At 35.2% G+C, this 17,891-nt stretch carries 13 protein-coding genes; 7 read left to right on the plus strand and 6 right to left on the minus strand.

The genetic code is table 11. The features are described from left to right. Positions 1 to 146 precede the first annotated feature (146 nt). Complete coding sequence (locus OQ292_RS13935) at positions 147 to 653, plus strand: hypothetical protein (protein WP_284682747.1); 507 nt, start codon at positions 147 to 149, stop codon at positions 651 to 653. Between the two features lie 3 nt (positions 654 to 656). Here OQ292_RS13935 and OQ292_RS13940 read toward each other — a convergent pair whose 3' ends face one another. The 4 genes from OQ292_RS13940 to OQ292_RS13955 all read right to left on the minus strand — a co-directional run bounded on the left by OQ292_RS13940 (position 657) and on the right by OQ292_RS13955 (position 5,807). Then, positions 657 to 1,133: a GNAT family N-acetyltransferase gene (locus OQ292_RS13940; RefSeq protein WP_284682748.1), complete on the minus strand. Its 477-nt coding sequence runs from the start codon at positions 1,131 to 1,133 to the stop codon at positions 657 to 659. A 49-nt stretch (positions 1,134 to 1,182) separates the two neighbouring features. Next, the gene (locus OQ292_RS13945; RefSeq protein ID WP_284682749.1) at positions 1,183 to 2,076 is read right to left on the minus strand and encodes an SDR family oxidoreductase; all 894 of its coding nucleotides are present in this window, start codon (positions 2,074 to 2,076) and stop codon (positions 1,183 to 1,185) included. Between the two features lie 29 nt (positions 2,077 to 2,105). Beyond that, the gene (locus tag OQ292_RS13950) at positions 2,106 to 5,084 is read right to left on the minus strand and encodes a hypothetical protein (protein ID WP_284682750.1); all 2,979 of its coding nucleotides are present in this window, start codon (positions 5,082 to 5,084) and stop codon (positions 2,106 to 2,108) included. A gap of 96 nt (positions 5,085 to 5,180) precedes the next feature. Beyond that, positions 5,181 to 5,807 carry a hypothetical protein gene (locus tag OQ292_RS13955; RefSeq protein ID WP_284682751.1) on the minus strand — a complete coding sequence of 209 codons (627 nt, stop codon included), beginning with the start codon at positions 5,805 to 5,807 and terminating at the stop codon, positions 5,181 to 5,183. Between the two features lie 243 nt (positions 5,808 to 6,050). Between OQ292_RS13955 and OQ292_RS13960 the strand changes: the two genes are divergently transcribed. From OQ292_RS13960 to OQ292_RS13975, 4 genes are all read left to right on the plus strand, one after another. Then, entirely contained in the window at positions 6,051 to 7,433 is a 1,383-nt protein-coding gene (locus OQ292_RS13960; RefSeq protein WP_284682752.1) for a sigma-54-dependent transcriptional regulator, read from the plus strand. Between the two features lie 70 nt (positions 7,434 to 7,503). After that, positions 7,504 to 8,787, plus strand: a complete 1,284-nt coding sequence (locus OQ292_RS13965; protein WP_284682753.1) for a sensor histidine kinase — start codon at positions 7,504 to 7,506, stop codon at positions 8,785 to 8,787. A 176-nt stretch (positions 8,788 to 8,963) separates the two neighbouring features. Continuing rightward, a complete protein-coding gene (locus OQ292_RS13970; RefSeq protein ID WP_284682754.1) occupies positions 8,964 to 9,491 on the plus strand; it encodes an inorganic diphosphatase in 528 nt (175 codons plus the stop codon). 226 nt (positions 9,492 to 9,717) lie between these two features. Continuing rightward, positions 9,718 to 12,267, plus strand: coding sequence for a sodium-translocating pyrophosphatase (locus tag OQ292_RS13975; protein ID WP_284682755.1), 2,550 nt, complete (start codon positions 9,718 to 9,720; stop codon positions 12,265 to 12,267). A gap of 79 nt (positions 12,268 to 12,346) precedes the next feature. Here the strand turns inward: OQ292_RS13975 and OQ292_RS13980 are convergent, their stop codons facing one another. Beyond that, entirely contained in the window at positions 12,347 to 13,549 is a 1,203-nt protein-coding gene (locus OQ292_RS13980; RefSeq protein ID WP_284682756.1) for a tetratricopeptide repeat protein, read from the minus strand. Positions 13,550 to 13,632: 83 nt separating this feature from the next. Beyond that, positions 13,633 to 14,097: a regulatory protein RecX gene (locus OQ292_RS13985; RefSeq protein ID WP_284682757.1), complete on the minus strand. Its 465-nt coding sequence runs from the start codon at positions 14,095 to 14,097 to the stop codon at positions 13,633 to 13,635. A gap of 86 nt (positions 14,098 to 14,183) precedes the next feature. Between OQ292_RS13985 and OQ292_RS13990 the strand changes: the two genes are divergently transcribed. Together OQ292_RS13990 and OQ292_RS13995 are read left to right on the plus strand one after the other, a co-directional pair. After that, complete coding sequence (locus tag OQ292_RS13990) at positions 14,184 to 15,350, plus strand: THUMP-like domain-containing protein (RefSeq protein ID WP_284682758.1); 1,167 nt, start codon at positions 14,184 to 14,186, stop codon at positions 15,348 to 15,350. Positions 15,351 to 15,375: 25 nt separating this feature from the next. Further along, on the plus strand, positions 15,376 to 17,835 hold the full coding sequence (locus OQ292_RS13995; RefSeq protein ID WP_284682759.1) for a bifunctional UDP-N-acetylmuramoyl-tripeptide:D-alanyl-D-alanine ligase/alanine racemase: 2,460 nt from the start codon (positions 15,376 to 15,378) through the stop codon (positions 17,833 to 17,835). Positions 17,836 to 17,891: the final 56 nt, after the last annotated feature.

Genomic DNA, 17,891 nt, shown 5'->3' on the forward strand with positions numbered 1-17,891 from the left:
ACATGAATTTTAAGCTTTAGGCCAAAACTCTTTGGATTAACAATAGAAAAAATTGGACTTCGCGACTATTTATTGATAAATTTGTCAAAACAACTAATCCCTGTACAGGGATTTTTTAAACCAAACATTCTATCAATTATACTAGCATGAGGGCTGCAATTTTTTTAATAATAACATTATGTTATTTTGTTTCTGATAATCTTCTGTATGCTCAAAACACCACAGAGTCCGAATATAACTTAATGACTATCACCGATGTTTTTCCTGAGCAAAATTATGAAAAAATATCCGAGTGGGCGTGGAGGGATGAGTCTCAACGAAATTTCATTTTTAATTTCTTTCCAGTAAAGCGCATTGCCGATGGAGGCTTTGTTGGAACTTATATTGAAATTTTCTCTAAAGTAAAATCCTCCAAATCTATTCTCTTTTTACCTTCTCAAAATCAACAACAGCCACCTTCTGGTAGAGATTTGAGGAATTTCAACAGATCTTTGGCTATAACAAGTCCAGATTTGATGGAGACTTATCAAAAAGAGATAGGCAAGCTGGATAAACAGACACTTAATGCATTTAATATTTCATTGGCATCTTATTTATCCAGATATGCTACGGTGGTACACCTGTATACCGAAAACCACCGGGGAATGAGGTAAGCGTTATAGCCTAAGACTATGCACAATTAAATCTTTAGCTCTGGTACCATTTTCATAAATAGGTTCTGAGTAATTATCTATAAAGAAGTTTTTCTTTATCTCGGTAATCTCAAAACCAAATCTTTGGTAAAGCTTTAATTGTTGAATGCTTGAGTTGGCCGTAGAAATAATCATTTTTTCAAAGCCTTTGTTTTTAGCATAAGTAAAAGCATAGTTTAGCATAGCAGTACCAAATCCCTTTTTTTGATATTCAGTTTTTACAGCAATGTTTTTAATCTCTATTTTTTCGTCGTCGATTTTATAGAGTACAAAAACGCCTATTTGCTGGGTTTCAATTTCTGCTACAAATACTAAAGAGTCAGAAAGATAATTTTGAATCATTTTCTTATCTGGGTCTGCTAGTAATAGCAAATCAAACGGAATAGGTTCATCATCAGAAATCCTTCTGATGACAACATCATCTGCTAGTGGTCGAGACATTTATTTGTTAGTTTTAGCTATTAAATAGGGGTAATAATTTATCTGAAAATTAAGATAAAAAATTACCTGAATGAAGTTTGTTTTTTACTTTATTCGCAAATTCATTAAAGGTAATCTCAGGTTTTCCTAGTTCTTCCCAAGTTTTTTCAGCATTAAAAGTTTCATTATGATCAGAGAGTATTTCTAGGTAATACGTAAAAAAGGATAATTTGGGATGTAAGAAAGTGAATGGTTTTAGAAGTTTTGTTGAGGTTTTAGATGTCTGAATTTCTGGATGAGCCCTTAGGAACGTTTGAGAGACAGTTTTGAAAGAGATTTTTTCGAGTCCCTGAATGGTGTATTCTATATTTTTATATAAAAAACTATTGGCTTTTATGGCGGTTGCAGCTTGTTGAGCATAATCTTCTATGGCAATCCAAAAAAACTTTCTATCTGTGTTTTTTGGGAGGTATAACCTTTTTTTTCGAGTCATTATTTTAGGAACACTTTCCATAAATAATGTAGAATAAAAAATAGTTACTGGCAATTCAGACAGATTTAATAGCCTTACAGCATCTCGCTTTATTTGAGAAACCCACCATTTGTTATTTGTAGATTGATGTAGCAAAGAAGACAAGTAAAATACTCTTTGGATACCCGAAAACCTTGCTGCTTCCAGTAGATTTCTAATCCCTTCTTTTTCTGTATGAAAGCTTTTTTTATGAGCAGCAGGTGAAACAGATAAATTGAGGTAAACAGCATCGTGTCCTATTAAAGCTCTCTCAATGCTGTCTTTATCTTTAAGGTCTCCTTGTATAAGTGCTACATCGGCAGGTAAAACTCTGGCTGCTTTTTCGGGGTTTCTCACAAATGCAGTTACCTCTAAGCCATGTTCAACTAAAGCACGGGTTACAGGTAGACCAAAATTACCAGTAGCACCAATTACAAGAATATTGTGTAACATACTTATATGTTATTCTTCCATTTTAAATATTATCCACCAAGAGATAACAAAATAAAGTCTATTTGGTGCTGATTTCTACTTGGGTTTAATGTTTTATCTACATCCATTAAGTAACTGTATCTCACACCAAAGTTAGCATCTAGCAAGCGCAGAAAGCGTACATCAAAAGTAAGTTCCGCTCCAAAAGACTTAAAAGTATTTGTTGTTTCTGGATATGAGAACTCACTTAAATTTACATTACCTAGTAGATAAGGCAAGGCAGCTAAACTTCTTGCATTAGTTTTTGCAGTAGCCACATCAAAAAAGGCATTTAGTTTTACTCTTTGAAAAAATGCAAGTGGGCCAACGGCTGCTTCTGGGTAAAATAATGGCAATGCATAGTTTACAGAAAATTTGTTTATCTCATCATGAGGGATGCTAGAATAACCTCTTGGGTAACTAAAGTTGTCTCTAAACTGATAAGTTTCGTCTATTCCTTCATTTTGATAAGCTGCTCCTATATTGAAGCTGTGTGTTCTCCATAATCCCGGAAAGTAAAAGTACGAGATTGCTGTAAATACATCGCCCTGATTTTTATTGGTAATAAATGTAGTTCTATATCGCACATCTAGAGTTTGCGCAAACCTTGGGTTTATCTGTTGTTGGGCTGTTATTCTTGATCTGCTAAATCTAAGGCGGTAATCCATGGCATTTACATAACCATCTCTAATCGATAGGTTGATGAAGTTTCCGTCTTCAGGTTTACCCACATTCTTATAAGATACATTAAAAAGCGAATAATGGCCTGAAAGTCTAAGAGAAGTTAAATAATTTCCCTTAGTAAGGTTAAATGGTAATGTAACACCCAAAGAATATTCATCTTCTTTCCATTCTTTGCCAAAAGCAAATGGCTCAGAATAATAGAAAGTAGTATCATTCCTCTCAAAGCCATAAGAAAAGAATGCATTACGGCTTCTATCATTATTGAACATTACACTCCCTTCAATTACTGGGAAAAATTGAGCATAGGTAAAATCTGCATAAAAACCACCCGTATTTTCATTTACATTGTAGCTATAGCCAACAGAGCCACTCAAAGTTTGAAATTTGTTCTCAACCTGTATTTCTGCACTATAGTTTGGGTGATAAGGAAAAGCCTGCAAACTGTGTGGATTAAATAGACCACTTGTTTTATGAAACTTCTTTGTTTCAAATACTCTTGAGCCAATTTCATCTTCAATGGACCCACCTTCTTGCTCAACTAATGGCTTGTAATAATCTATAATTGAGCTTAAATTTTCTGTATTTACAGATTTGCTATCTGCAAGCGAAACTTCTCTTAAGCTATAACCTAACGCAGTGTAATCGCTATAAACTAATTTGCTACCACTTGGAGACACAGCAGGTTGAAATGCCCCAAATCTACTTGAGGTAATTTGAGTAATTTCTTTGCTATTAATATCCACTGCAAAAATGTTATTGATGCCTGTATAAGCTGCTGAGTAATATACTTTGCCGTTTTTAGGGAAAGGGTTACTCAACTGAGCATAAGCGTAATCAGTTACAGTTTTAATGCTTTCGGTTTCCACATCAACCAGTACAATAGCTTGTTTTTGATCGTGTTGGGCGATTGCTACAATGCCTTTACCATCATCTGTAAATCTTGGGAAGGAGAAAAATACATTATCTGGATTAGGGAATTTTTGAGTAATTAAGCCTGTATTGGGTTCTATAATTACCAAAGCATATGTTTGCTCTTCGGTAGTTTGTACTGCAACTATTTTAGTGCCATCTGGTGAGAAAGATGGTGCAAACAGTTTGCTTTTTGAGCTTACTTTAACTTGGTTATCGCCGTCAATATTTCCTGTTTTAATAATAGAAAAATCTTTAGCTCCCCATCTTAGGTCGAAGGTGGTTTCTGTCCATACCAGTTTATCATCTGTAGCAGAAAGTGTGTTATTAAATCGGTAATTGAATCCGGGAGCGAATAGTTTTTCTTCTTTACCAGTTCTATCTATTTTAAAATAAGTTCTTATCTGGTCTAAACTGGTTTTTTCTACCACCCATGTGTCTTCATCAATGTATTGTGGGTTTCTGTATTGAGAGTATTTTTTGGGTTCTGCCGGACTTATTTGAGTGTATTTACTCTCTTCAATTTGTTGATCTTGAACTTTCCAAATACTATCAAGCTCGCTCATAGCAGCTTTGTATAATTGAGGTGTTCTGTAACCTGTATACTTTTTTAAACTGGAAGAGAGAGGAAAAAACCATTTGTATCTTACCGAATTATCTAATGTTCTTTGCCAAATGTCTTCTCCATATTTTCTTCTGGCAAAGGTGGTCATGTAGTAGCCAAGATTGTAGTGGTTAGGTACAAAGTTTTTAATAGAATTGGCAGATGCTTTTTCGTAACTATAGTCTAAACCAGAAACTCTCATGGCTCTGTATTCCATATTAAAGTGAGGTAAGCGACCTCTACCAGAGTTACTTAACGCCGTTTCTGTACCTACTGCATCACCTTCTAAATACCAGCGTGGTAGTGCAAGTCTTCTCAAAAAAGCCAATGTGTTTTCGCCTAAAACCAAACTAGCCACTTTGGTAAAGCCTTTTTTTGCATTGGTGGTTTGCAATACATGGCGATATTCGTGAGTAGTTAGCAGATCTAGCCAATCACCTGTTCCTAAAAAGTTAAACTGAGGTGGGGTTAAATAAAGCTCAGATCTAAATGGCGATAACGCAACAAAAGCATTTGGCGTAATTGTTTGGTTTTGAAGTACAATGGTGACTTTTCCTGTCTTATCACCTACAGACTCCAAATTATTATGCTTTAGATAGGCAACAAGGTTTGCGATTCGTTGAGCACGATCTTCGATTCCCTCAGGAAATACAATCTGCACATCATTATTATTTATCTGTCTCCATTTTAATTTTGATGGAGTAAGCCCTAAAGGATAGGTCTGAGACAGTAATGGAGATTTTGGGAAAAATAAAAATAATACGAACGCAAAACTGATAAGGCGAAGAGACATCTATCACTTTTAAAGGTTAAAAAAAATCAGCAAATTGAAGTTTGTTATTTTAATTGGTTGGTAATAGTGTGAGATTTTGAAAGCTAAAATAGCATATTAGCTTTCAAGTTCGCCGTAAAACAACGGATATTTTTCTAAAGGCAATTCCTGTGAACCCGAAGCTTCTATAGTCGATTTATTTGCTTCTAACAGATTATTATAGTCTAACACATAGCTGTTATAATCTTTTCTTACAAAAAAGTCTTGGCTATTGGCATCCAAAATGTCATTTATAAGCAAATTTGCGCGATTGTATTTACTAAAATCTTCAGTTTCGGTAGCTAGTAGTTGTACTAGGTTTACCAAACTATCACAGGCGTCATCGTAAGCAAGCATTACAGATTCATCATCCAAAGTTTCTTTGGTATACTTTTTTGCCTTTAGTACATCCAACTGTTTTTGAATGTTCATAAGAGTGGCAGCATCGTAACCAGTAACTACATTTTTTACCTCATCTATTAGAGCCGTAGTCGAACTGATTTTTTCTTCTTCTAAAGCAAAAGCTTTTTTCTGGTAAGATTCAATACTGTCTTTCAACTCTAGCATTTGAGAGATAACAGTTGATTTTTCTTCATTACTTTTGCTATTTGTTTGGTTATCATTGGAACTGTTATTACTTTCTTTACATCCAGTAATGTAAAAGCTAGAGATAAGTAACAAGTAAGCGAAATACCTTAATTTCATGTAAAAAAGAATAGATTTGTCAAAAAATGGATATTCATTAAAACACTTATTCTGAATATCGTTGAGTTTTTGTGATTCTTAAATCTAGATATAAAAACATATAAATACCATTTACATAAAACTGTTTCTAAAAAAAATTACATTTCTTATTTTAGTGGAGGGTTTATACTTTCGGTTTAGCTGTAATGTGAGGCGCCTGAAATGGTAAGAATACAATTTTAAAATATTGAATCTAAAGAAAATATGGGTAAACCTCTTGGTAAGTTATTAGTCATAGATGACAATGAGGATGTTTTATTAGCAGCCAAATTATTGTTGAAAAAGCATGCAGATCTGGTGCAAATAGAAAGCAATCCCAAGAAGATTCCTTTTTTACTGAACAACGATACTTACGATGTAATACTGCTAGATATGAATTTTAGCAAAGATATTACAAGTGGAAAGGAGGGTTTTCATTGGTTAGAGCAGATTTTGGAGATAGATTCGGATGCTGTAGTTGTGCTTATTACTGCTTTTGGAGATGTAGAAATGGCAGTAAGAGCATTGCGTGCCGGTGCTACAGATTTTGTGCTTAAGCCTTGGCAAAACGAAAAACTAATTGCCACATTAACCACTGCTGTAAAACTTAAACAAGCTAAGAACGAAGTAAACACACTTCGTCAAGAGAAAAGTAATCTTACTTCTGCCATCAACAAAGACAAGTCTTTTAGCGAGATAATTGGAACCAGCGAACCGATGATGAAGGTTTTCGAGGTAATAGAAAAAGTAGCTGGTACAGATGCCAATGTGTTGATATTAGGCGAGAATGGTACGGGTAAAGAAGTAATTGCCAGAGCAATTCATAAAAAATCGCTCAGAAACGATAATGTATTTATAGGTGTAGATATGGGCACCATTACCGAAAGCTTATTCGAAAGTGAACTTTTCGGTCATAAAAAAGGTGCTTTTACTGATGCTAAAGATGATAGAGCAGGTAGGTTTGAGATTGCAAATAAAGGAACATTGTTTTTAGATGAAATTGGTAATTTATCGCTAGCGTTACAAGCAAAATTACTTACAGTAATACAGCGTAGAGAAATTACCAGAGTAGGTACAAATAAATCTATTCCGATAGATATTAGGTTGGTATGTGCAACCAATATGCCGCTGTATGATATGGTTGATAAGAGTGATTTTAGACAAGATTTGCTATACCGTATCAATACTGTAGAAATTCATTTGCCACCATTGCGCGACAGAGGAGACGATTTGGCGCCATTATCGGCACATTTTATTGAGTCATATTGCAAAAAATATAGAAAACCACTAAAAAAACTCGCTCCAAATACTTTAAAGAAATTTGAGAAGTATCATTGGCCGGGTAATATAAGAGAACTGCAACATGCCATTGAGAGAGCAGTTATTATGAGCGACGACGATTTATTACAGCCTTCTGATTTCTTATTCTTGGTTGAAAAAAATGATTCTGAGGAAATTGATTTTTCAGAATACGATTTAGATACTGTAGAAAAAATGATGATACAGAAAGCAATTAGTAAAAACGCTGGTAATATTTCAAAAGCTGCAAAATCTCTCGGACTAACCAGAGCATCATTATATAGAAGGTTGGAAAAGCATGGGCTTTAAGGATTTTAGATTAAGGGTTATATCGAGAGTGGTGTTTTTAACACTTACAATTTCCATTCTGATATACCTTATGTTTTCACAGACATATTTTATAACAGTTGCATTTGTTGCAGGGCTTGTGGTGTATCAAGTCTCTGCCATGATCAACCTACTCGAAAATACAAACAGAGAGGTAATAGACTTTCTGAGTTCAATCCGGTATGATGACTTTTCGCAGTCTTATCAGCTATCTGGTAGGGGAGGTACATTTGATCAATTAAATAATGAGTTCAATAATGTTATACAGAATTTTAAAAACATTAGAAATGAAAAAGAGGCTGAATATCAGTACCTTAAAAATATAATTCATCACATAGGCATAGGTATTTTATCTTTTGATAAAAAAGGAGATGTACAAATTATCAATACTGCTGCCAAACGTCTTTTTAAGATAAATCGCCTTAGAAACATCTCTAAACTACAGGTATTTAGTCCAGAATTGGTGGAGCATCTGCATCAATTAAGAACAGGTTCTAAAGCATTAGTAAGAGTTAGAGATAATGGTGAAATTGTACAATTAGCAATTTATGCGATCGAGTTGTATTTGAAAGGAGAGGAGTTTAAGCTGGTAACAGTACAAAACATACAAAGTGAGCTAGAAGAGAAAGAGATGGAGGCATGGCAAAACCTAATAAGGGTGCTAACTCACGAAATTATGAACTCTGTAACTCCTATTTCATCATTGGCAAATACTGTACACGGGGAGATAGAATATATTAAAAGCACAGCCGAACAGGAAGTCTCTCAAGAAGATTTGGAAGATATTGGGATGGCGATAGATACCATTAAAAGAAGGAGTGAAGCACTTATTAGGTTTGTGAGCGATTTCCGTAATCTTACCCACATGCCAGAACCAAACTTTAACCATGTTAAAGTTGCAGAAATGTTTAGGCACATTCAAATTCTGATGAACAATGAGTGTAAGCTTTATAAAATTAATTTTACTACCAAGCTCGAACCAGAATCGCTTATAGTTACAGCAGATCAAGAATTAATTGAGCAAGTATTAATTAACATGGTAAAAAATGCGGTACAGGCTTTAGGTGAAATGGGAGAAGAAGAAAATGCAAATAAAACAATCATGCTATCAGCATATCAAAATAGTAACAACAGACCTGTAATTTCTATCAACGATAATGGCCCCGGTATAGACAAAGATGCAATTGATCGTATCTTTATTCCTTTCTTTACTACTAAAAAATCTGGTTCAGGTATAGGCTTGAGTCTTTCAAGACAAATTATGAGAAAACATAAAGGAACCATAACTGCAAACTCAAACCCGGGAGAAGGCACAACTTTCAATTTAGTTTTTTAACAAATGTAAATACGCATACTTTAGTTAATTCAAAATATTTTATGTAAATATTTGATAATCAATTAATTATTGGGCTTTGTGTGTTTTTCGTCAATAATAACTTATTGTTAAATATTGTCATACAGCTTGTTAGTGGCTAAATTCGGGGCAAATTTTCACTCTTTTAACTATAAAATATGTCTAAAAGTAATGATCTGAATTTCGATGTGTTAATCGAAATCCCTAAAGGAAGTAGAAATAAGTATGAGTATGACCCGGAGAAAAGAATGATCAGATACGATAGAATGATCTTTTCTTCAATGCACTACCCTAGTGATTATGGATTTATTCCTGAAACGCTTGCGCTTGATGGTGACCCGTTGGATGCTTTAGTACTAGTTTCTGAGCCTACTTTCCCTGGTTGTATCATTAATGTTAGGCCAATCGGAGTGTTTAACATGGCTGACGAAAAAGGACAGGACGAAAAAATACTTTGCGTACCTGTATCTGATCCAATCTGGAATAAACTGACTTCATTAAAAGAGGTAAACCCTCACTTAATGAAAGAAATTGAGCATTTCTTTATGGTTTATAAAGACCTTGAAGAAAAGAAAGTGGCTATTGATGGCTGGCAAGATGAAGAAAGAGCTAAGCAAGTATATTACGAATGCTGCGACAGATATAGAGAAAAAGCTGAACATAACAGCAAGTTGATAAAACTTTAATAAATATCCGGAACTTTTTCTAAAGCACCTTACAATCAGTAAGGTGCTTTTTTTTTATTTATACTATTTTTTAGTATTATCAGCCCTGTAATAAAGGCCACCAAAAAGAGAGGGTTTTCAAATCCTTTCTTTTATTTTTTGGTCTTCTCAAAATTTATTGGCTCTACATAATTTTATTTCGGGAACGTTTTAAACTGTTATAATCACAAATCAATAAACACTTACGATGGAAGATTTAAGTTATTTGTTTGCCATACCTGCTTTCGGTTTAGTGGCAATTCTGTATGTAATTATTAAAAGCTCATGGGTAAATAAACAAGATGCTGGAGATGAGAAAATGAGGAAGCTTGCTGATTATGTAGCTGAAGGTGCCATGGCATTTTTGAAAGCAGAATGGAAGGTGCTGGCTTACTTTGTAGTAATAGCCGGAATTTTATTAGCGTGGTCAGGTACACTGGTTGAAACCTCAAGTGCTGTAATCGCAATCTCCTTTGTAATAGGAGCTGTATTTTCTGCATTTGCCGGTTACATTGGAATGAACATAGCAACAAAAGCCAATGTAAGAACTACACAGGCTGCTAGAACCAGCCTTGCACAAGCTTTAAAAGTTTCTTTTGCTGGAGGTTCTGTAATGGGTTTAGGTGTGGCAGGTCTTGCCGTACTCGGTTTGGGCTCGTTGTTTATTCTATTTTATTATATGTATGTAGTTAGTGTAGGAGGAGACGTGAATGGTAAAGAGATGGAAACTGCATTAGAAGTTTTAGCAGGCTTTTCTTTAGGTGCTGAGTCTATTGCCTTATTTGCCAGAGTTGGTGGTGGTATTTATACTAAAGCCGCAGATGTTGGAGCCGACCTTGTTGGTAAAGTTGAAGCAGGTATCCCAGAGGATGACCCTAGAAACCCGGCAACCATTGCCGATAACGTAGGTGATAATGTGGGAGATGTGGCAGGTATGGGAGCCGACCTTTTTGGCTCATATGTAGCAACGGTACTCGCAACCATGGTACTCGGGCGTGAGATTGTGTCAGATGATCAGTTTGGTGGAATCGCTCCAATTTTACTTCCGATGGTTATAGCTGGCCTCGGAATTATTTTTTCTATAATAGGTACATGGTTCGTAAAAGTAAATGGTGAAGATGGCAACGTGCAAAAAGCACTAAACTTGGGTAATTGGAGCTCAATGCTTTTAACGGCAGGGGTTTCCTATTTTATAGTAATTTATATGTTGCCAGCTCAAATGAGTATAAGAGGTGTCGCATTTAACTCAATGGATGTTTACTATGCTATTTTACTTGGGCTTTTTGTTGGCGCATTAATGAGTTATATCACAGAGTTTTACACAGCCATGGGTAAAAGACCTGTAAGCTCAATTGTAAAACAATCTTCTACTGGGCATGCAACTAATATTATTGGTGGTCTTTCAGTAGGTATGGAGTCTACAGTATTGCCAATTATTGTTTTAGCATCTGGTATTTATGGTTCTTATTACTTTGCAGGTTTATATGGAGTCGCTATTGCAGCAGCTGGTATGATGGCTACAACTGCCATGCAATTAGCAATTGATGCTTTTGGCCCTATTGCCGATAATGCCGGTGGTATAGCAGAAATGTCTGGCTTACCAGAAGAAGTAAGAGGCAGAACAGATATTTTAGATGCGGTAGGTAACACTACAGCAGCTACAGGTAAAGGTTTTGCAATCGCTTCAGCAGCATTAACAGCCTTGGCATTATTTGCTGCATTTGTTGGTCTTGCAGGTATCGATTCTATAGATATTTACAAAGCAGATGTATTAGCCGGATTATTTATTGGAGGTATGATTCCTTTCATTTTCTCTTCTCTAGCAATTGCTGCGGTAGGTCGTGCAGCGATGGCAATGGTTGAAGAAGTAAGAAGACAGTTTAAGGAAATTCCGGGTATAATGGAGTATAAAGCTGAGCCAGAATACGATAAGTGTGTGGCTATTTCTACTCAAGCTTCTATTAGAGAAATGGTGGCACCGGGTTTAATCGCATTGATTGTTCCTATCTTTATTGGCTTTGCTTTTGGCCCAGAAGTATTAGGTGGTTTATTGGCAGGTGTAACTGTTTCTGGTGTGTTAATGGGAATGTTCCAAAACAATGCTGGTGGCGCTTGGGATAATGCCAAAAAATCATTTGAGAAAGGTGTAGAGATTAATGGAAAAATGGAATATAAAGGTTCTGATGCACATAAAGCTTCAGTAACGGGTGATACTGTAGGTGATCCTTTTAAAGATACTTCAGGCCCTTCTATGAATATCTTAATCAAATTGATGTCTATCGTTTCTTTAATTATTGCTCCTCATATTGCAATTAATAGTCATGGAGACGATACTTCTAGCATAGTTCCATCACAGAAACAAGAAATCATTACAGAATCTACAAAGGATTCAATTGAATTAATTGCAAATGAAACTATAGATGAAGATGCCAAAGACCCAAGAATTTTTGATTATGCGCCAAAAGGCTTAATCGACATCATGTTTACCAAAGAAGCAAAAGGTCTTACCGAGGAGCATGAATCTTGGTTAGAAGGAATGGTTGCCAAGTTAGATAAAGATGCCGAAGTAAACATAATTTTTATGGCTACTACTAATGAGGAGGTTGAATTTGATGTAAAAAAGAGAGAGAAAATGATTAAAGACTATTTCGCAGAACAGGGAATAAGTCCAGATAGAATTAGATTAAGTGTAACTCAGCGCCAAGCTCAACCGGGAGAAGGTACTGTAAGACACGTAGACATTAAAATTGTAGAATAAAATTTATAAAGCTTTCTAATAAAAAATCCCGTAATGTATTCGCATTACGGGATTTTTTATTGAGCATAAACTACGCTTTTCAGCCGTGTTCTTTCTTATACTTTTTATACTCTTTTTTGAAAGCCCGAGCTTCTTTATGAGTAGTATGTTTCCTAGAAGCATGTTCCAAAATCTTGTCGTAATACTGCATGGCTAAATCCATTTCTTCATCGTCTGCTGCTATGCGACCAAGATTAGATAAAGAGTGTAGATAGTAGCCCGATTCGTAAGCCTCAATTGCTTCTGAAAATTTAATGGCTCTATCGTAATACTTTCTAGCCATCTCATCATCTCTGTATTGTAGTCTGTAAATAGTAGCCAGATAGAAGCTTGCATATCTTCCACTTATTTCTTCGTAACCAGTTCTCTTGGCATCTATCTTATCTAGTATATCTTGAGCCACTGTTTTTAATTCGGCATACCTTCCTAAACTATACAGCAATCTGGCATAATAGCGCTCAAAGTATGGATTATCTGGATAAGTTGTATACAAATAAGCTGCAATAGGCAAAGCTTTCAATGGTTTGCTTTCTTCCATCGAATAGATCCGCATCAAAAAATACTGTGCTTCAACCTTCGTATAGAATCCTTCTTTAATTACAGTTTCCAACTGTTTTATACCGAGTTCTTTTTCGCCTTTATCAAATAAAAGCATTACCGGTTTTAGCATTGGATAGTTCTCTGGGATCCATACAGAATAATAATTAAAAAGCCCTTCACCAAAAAGAATTTCGGGACTTAAGTCTGTGTATTGTTTGCTAATTTCCAGATACTTTAAAGCTTTTTTACCAGCAAATGCTGCTTTTGTCCAAGAACTGCGCTCAGAATATAACCTACCTACAAAACCATAAGCACCTGCTAAAAAGAATGGTGCTTCTGCATTACCTTCGTCTTCATCATAAATTTTCTCAGCAAAATATATGGTTGAATCCATGAGTTCCAGAAAACGATCGTCATACTTGGTATTCTTTTCAATGTTAGGTGCTATTTTCCACCATTCAATCAGTCCTAAAAGAAAATAAGGGAGAGGATGCTCAGGATAATTTCTCTGTATCCACTTAAACTGGCTTTCAGCTCTTTCAAACTTGAAGTTGTAAAGGTCATTTACACCTGAGGTACATTCAATCTGAATAGCCATGTTGGTTAGCAGGATATCCACACTGTCTATATGAGGTAACCGCTGTGCGTTGCTTTGGAAACTGATTATTAAAAAAATGATGAATAGAAACAAATTCCTCTTCATACTATTATTAAAATATTGGATATGGATCAAATTTATATTATACGTTTAATAATAAACTAAATTTCAATTGGTGTTCAGCTCTTTTACTCAATGATAGACATCACTAAAGATGGCTCATATCCTTTTGAAACAGCATAAGCATATAACTTTTTTTTAACTGTAAAAGGTTCTGAATCTTTCAGGCTATTTTTTTTCTTTTCCAACAGTGTTTCAAGCGTGTCAAAATAGTCTGTTTCTTTAATCTCTTTGAGGCCTTCGTCAATGTGTTTGTTGCTTATTCCCTTTCCTTTTAGTGCATAGCTGATCTTCTTTTTCCCCCACTTCTTATAGTAAAATTTACTTCTGCTATAAGTTCGAGCAAAACGTAATTCATCAATAAATTGTTCACTGATTAACTGATCTACCACCCAGTCTTTTTCTTCTTGTGGAAGATCGTAATCTTTGAGTTTTAAAGTGATTTCTTGCATGCATCTATCTTGATAGGCGCAATATGATGCAAGTTGTTGTAAAACTTCTTTTTTACTATAAGACTTTAGCTTTTTTTTCAAAAGGAAATAAGATTCGATAATTATTTAATGTGCTGCTCGGCAAATGAAATTTACCTCTTAATTTAGATTCTAAAATACTAAGTAAAATGCAAAGGATAGAAAAAGCAAGCTGGGATTTTGTGCATAAGTATCAAAAAATACCACCATCAGAGCTATTGTTAAAGAAGCAATTGCACGAAGGTGTAGATATAAATTGGGCTGTAAAACAGATTGAGGCAAGGCAGAAGGCAGAGAAAAAACTACCATCTTGGTTTAATAATAAAGAAATTGAATTTCCTGTGAGGCTTTCTATGGAGCAGAGCTCGTCTGAGGCTACAGCTTCTTATAAAGCAAATTTATTGGAAGGAGAAAGGCTGATTGATTTAACAGGAGGTTTCGGAGTAGATGCTTTTCATTTCTGTAAAAACTTTAAAGAAGTATTTTACTGCGAAAGAGACGAAGACTTATGTAGAATTGCTGAGTACAACAGTAATGTATTGGCAATTAACAACTTAACTGTAAAACAAGGCGATAGCCTAGAGGTACTTAAAGATATTCCTTTTGATTTTGATGTAATCTATCTCGATCCAGCAAGGAGAGATGCCAATCAAAAAAAAGTGGTTTCTTTTGCCGATTGTCAGCCAGATGTTATTGAAAACAAAAACTTTCTGCTCTCAAAAGCAGAGAAGGTTTTAATTAAAGCCTCACCGATGTTAGATATTCCTCAGGCATTAAGGGAGCTAGATAATGTAACTACGGTATTTGTGGTAGCAGTAGAAAATGAGGTAAAAGAACTGTTATTCCTTTTAGAAAGAAGTCCTGCTGAGCGAGTAAAAAAAGTGGCAGTGAATATTGTAAAGGATGACATAAATGAATTTGAATCTACTGATGTTTCAAACATCGATTTTTCAGAAACACTTAATTATTTATATGAGCCAAATGTAGCATTGCTCAAAGCTGGTTTACAAAATGAAGCTGCGGCAAAGTATCACTTATTAAAGTTACATCCGAATAGTCATCTGTACACTTCAACTCATTTATTTGAAGATTTTCCAGGTAGAGTATTTAATGTAGATCAGCTTTTAAAAGTAAAAAAGAAACTAATTCAGAAGGAAATTCCGGGTAAAAAGGCAAATATTACAGTGAGAAACTTCCCGATGAATGTAGCCGACATCAGAAAAAAAACTGGATTAAAAGAAGGAGGTGAAATCTATCTTTTTGCAACTACACTATTAAATAATGATAAGGTGCTCATTAAATGCAGCAAACCATAACACACAAATACTAACTGAAACAACCATGAATAAACCAGCCACTTTACCAGAGTATTTTTTTAAAGATTTATTGCAAAAAAAAAAATTACTTACCGATAGCAGAAAACTCCAGTTATCTAACGAGAGTGTATTTTTTGCTATTAAAGGCAAGAAACACGATGGGCACATTTATATCTCAGATTTGTATGAAAAAGGCATTAGAGATTTTGTGGTAAAAGATGTGCCTGAACAAAGTTTGTTACCTAATGCGAAATTTTATCAGGTTGAAAATGTGATAGAGGCTTTGCAACAATTGGTGGCTTTGCATAGAAGTCAATTTAAATTTCCAATTGTCGCCATTACTGGGAGCAACGGGAAAACCATTGTGAAGGAGTGGCTTTACCAATTGCTTTCGCCAGATTTTGCTATTATAAAAAGTCCGGGCAGTTATAACTCGCAAATAGGCGTGCCGCTTTCTGTTTGGGGAATTGAAGAAAGGCATCAGTTGGGGATTTTTGAGGCAGGTATTTCAACTACCAATGAAATGGAAAAGCTCGAAGAAGTAATCCAACCAAATGTAGGAATCCTTACAAATATCGGCAGCTCTCACGACGAAGGTTTTGATAACAGAGAAGAGAAAGTGAAGGAGAAATTGAAACTTTTTAAAAATGTTGATTTACTGATCTATCCTAAAAATATTGAAGTTTCTAGTGATTTACTCAATTCAGTTAAAGCTAAAAAAATAAACTGGGCATTTGGAGAGACTGCTGATTTTCGGTTCGATGTAATTCAGGCATCAGGACAAAAAATTAAGGTTATTTGTTCTTATAATTCTGAAAAGTTAGAGTTAGAAACCAACTTTTCAGATGCGGCCTCACTACAAAACCTGGCTACATGTATCACTTTTATACTGAGTTTTTTTAATGATAGGGACAAAGTTATAGATAGCATCAAAGAAGGAGTAAAAGCATTAAGAGGAGTGAGAATGCGATTGGAGCTTAAAAAAGGAATTAATGAGTGCCTTTTGATTGATGATACCTATAATAATGATCTTGCTGGACTTTCTGTAGCATTAGATTTTCTGGAACAGCAAAGCCATGCCAGTAAAAAAACAGTAATACTTTCAGACATGCTAGAGAGTGGCGAAGAATCCGCGATGCTCTATCAAAAAGTAAATGAACTCTTACAGCAAAATGCAGTAAGTAAGTTTATTGGAGTCGGTGCTGAAATTAGCCGTCATCGAAATGTTTTCACTTTAGCAGAAACTGCTTTTTATGAGAATACTTCCAGTTTTTTGTCTGATAAAAAACAATTGGGTTGCTTCTCTAAAGAAGTTGTGCTTATAAAAGGAGCTAGAAAATTTCTTTTTGAAGAAGTTGTAAATGCGCTCCAAGAGAAAATACATGGCACCCACCTAGAAATTAATCTGGAAGCTGTAACAAATAACCTCAATTTCTATAAAAGTCTTTTAAAGCCGCAAACCAAACTGATGGTAATGGTAAAGGCCTTCGGTTATGGAAGCAGTGGATTTGAGATTGCGAAACTACTACAACACCACAGAGTAGATTATTTGGCCGTTGCTTATACTGACGAAGCTGTTAGGTTAAGAGAAAATGGTATTACCTTACCTGTAATGGTGATGAATCCACATCCAGAATCTTTCGAAAAGTTGTATCAACACGATTTAGAACCTCAAATTTATTCATTAGAAATTCTTCAGCATTTAATCGATTTTTTACAGCAAAAAGAAGCAGAGAAGAGCATGCATGTGCATATCAACTTCGATACAGGTATGCGGAGATTAGGTTTTGAAGTAGATGATCAAAAAGATTTGGTAGCAACTTTAAAGCAGCATGCCAAAAAAATTCAGGTGAAAGCTGTAATGACTCATTTAGCTGGCGCCGATGAAGAAGAGCATAATGCTTTCTCTTTAAAGCAATTAGAATCCTTCGAAAAAGTATGTAACAACATGGAAAATGAATTGGGTTATAGTTTTATCAGTCATGCGCTTAACTCAGCAGGAATTGCACGCTTTAACGACAGGCAGTTTGATATGGTAAGATTAGGTATAGGTTTATATGGGGTCGAACCCAATGCTTTTTATCAGGATAAACTTCAGCCAGTTTCTACACTCAAAACAACGGTATCTCAAGTAAAAAAAGTAAAAAAAGGTGAGAGTATAGGGTACAGCAGAAAAGGGATAGCAAAAAAAGATATGGAAATTGGAACCATTGCCATTGGCTATGCTGATGGTTTCGACAGACGTTTTGGAAATGGTGTAGGTAAAGTATTGGTAAAGGGAAAATTGGCTCCAGTAACTGGTAGTGTATGTATGGATATGACAATGATTGATGTAACTGGCTTAAATATAAAGGATGGTGAAGAGGTAGTGATATTTGGAGAGGTGCCAACAGTAGAAGGTTTAGCAAAATGGGTGGGTACAATCCCTTACGAAATCATGACAAATGTAAATGAAAGAGTAAAAAGACTATATTTTAATGGCTAAAATCAGCAGGTTTTGAGTTTTTTGTTAAAAGACTACACACAGATTGGCATATTTAC

It is taken from the genome of Chondrinema litorale (assembly GCF_026250525.1).
Lineage (GTDB): Bacteria > Bacteroidota > Bacteroidia > Cytophagales > Flammeovirgaceae > Chondrinema > Chondrinema litorale.

Excerpts from the sequence above, each read along its gene's own strand:
- OQ292_RS13990 (WP_284682758.1), top strand. The coding sequence starts at position 14,184 with ATGCAAAGGATAGAAAAAGCAAGCTGGGATTTTGTGCATAAGTATCAA.
- OQ292_RS13965 (WP_284682753.1), top strand. The coding sequence starts at position 7,504 with ATGTTTTCACAGACATATTTTATAACAGTTGCATTTGTTGCAGGGCTT.
- OQ292_RS13975 (WP_284682755.1), top strand. The coding sequence starts at position 9,718 with ATGGAAGATTTAAGTTATTTGTTTGCCATACCTGCTTTCGGTTTAGTG.
- OQ292_RS13945 (WP_284682749.1), bottom strand. The coding sequence starts at position 2,076 with ATGTTACACAATATTCTTGTAATTGGTGCTACTGGTAATTTTGGTCTA.
- OQ292_RS13980 (WP_284682756.1), bottom strand. The coding sequence starts at position 13,549 with ATGAAGAGGAATTTGTTTCTATTCATCATTTTTTTAATAATCAGTTTC.
- OQ292_RS13960 (WP_284682752.1), top strand. The coding sequence starts at position 6,051 with ATGGGTAAACCTCTTGGTAAGTTATTAGTCATAGATGACAATGAGGAT.
- OQ292_RS13970 (WP_284682754.1), top strand. The coding sequence starts at position 8,964 with ATGTCTAAAAGTAATGATCTGAATTTCGATGTGTTAATCGAAATCCCT.
- OQ292_RS13950 (WP_284682750.1), bottom strand. The coding sequence starts at position 5,084 with ATGTCTCTTCGCCTTATCAGTTTTGCGTTCGTATTATTTTTATTTTTC.
- OQ292_RS13955 (WP_284682751.1), bottom strand. The coding sequence starts at position 5,807 with ATGAAATTAAGGTATTTCGCTTACTTGTTACTTATCTCTAGCTTTTAC.
- OQ292_RS13995 (WP_284682759.1), top strand. The coding sequence starts at position 15,376 with ATGAATAAACCAGCCACTTTACCAGAGTATTTTTTTAAAGATTTATTG.
- OQ292_RS13940 (WP_284682748.1), bottom strand. The coding sequence starts at position 1,133 with ATGTCTCGACCACTAGCAGATGATGTTGTCATCAGAAGGATTTCTGAT.
- OQ292_RS13935 (WP_284682747.1), top strand. The coding sequence starts at position 147 with ATGAGGGCTGCAATTTTTTTAATAATAACATTATGTTATTTTGTTTCT.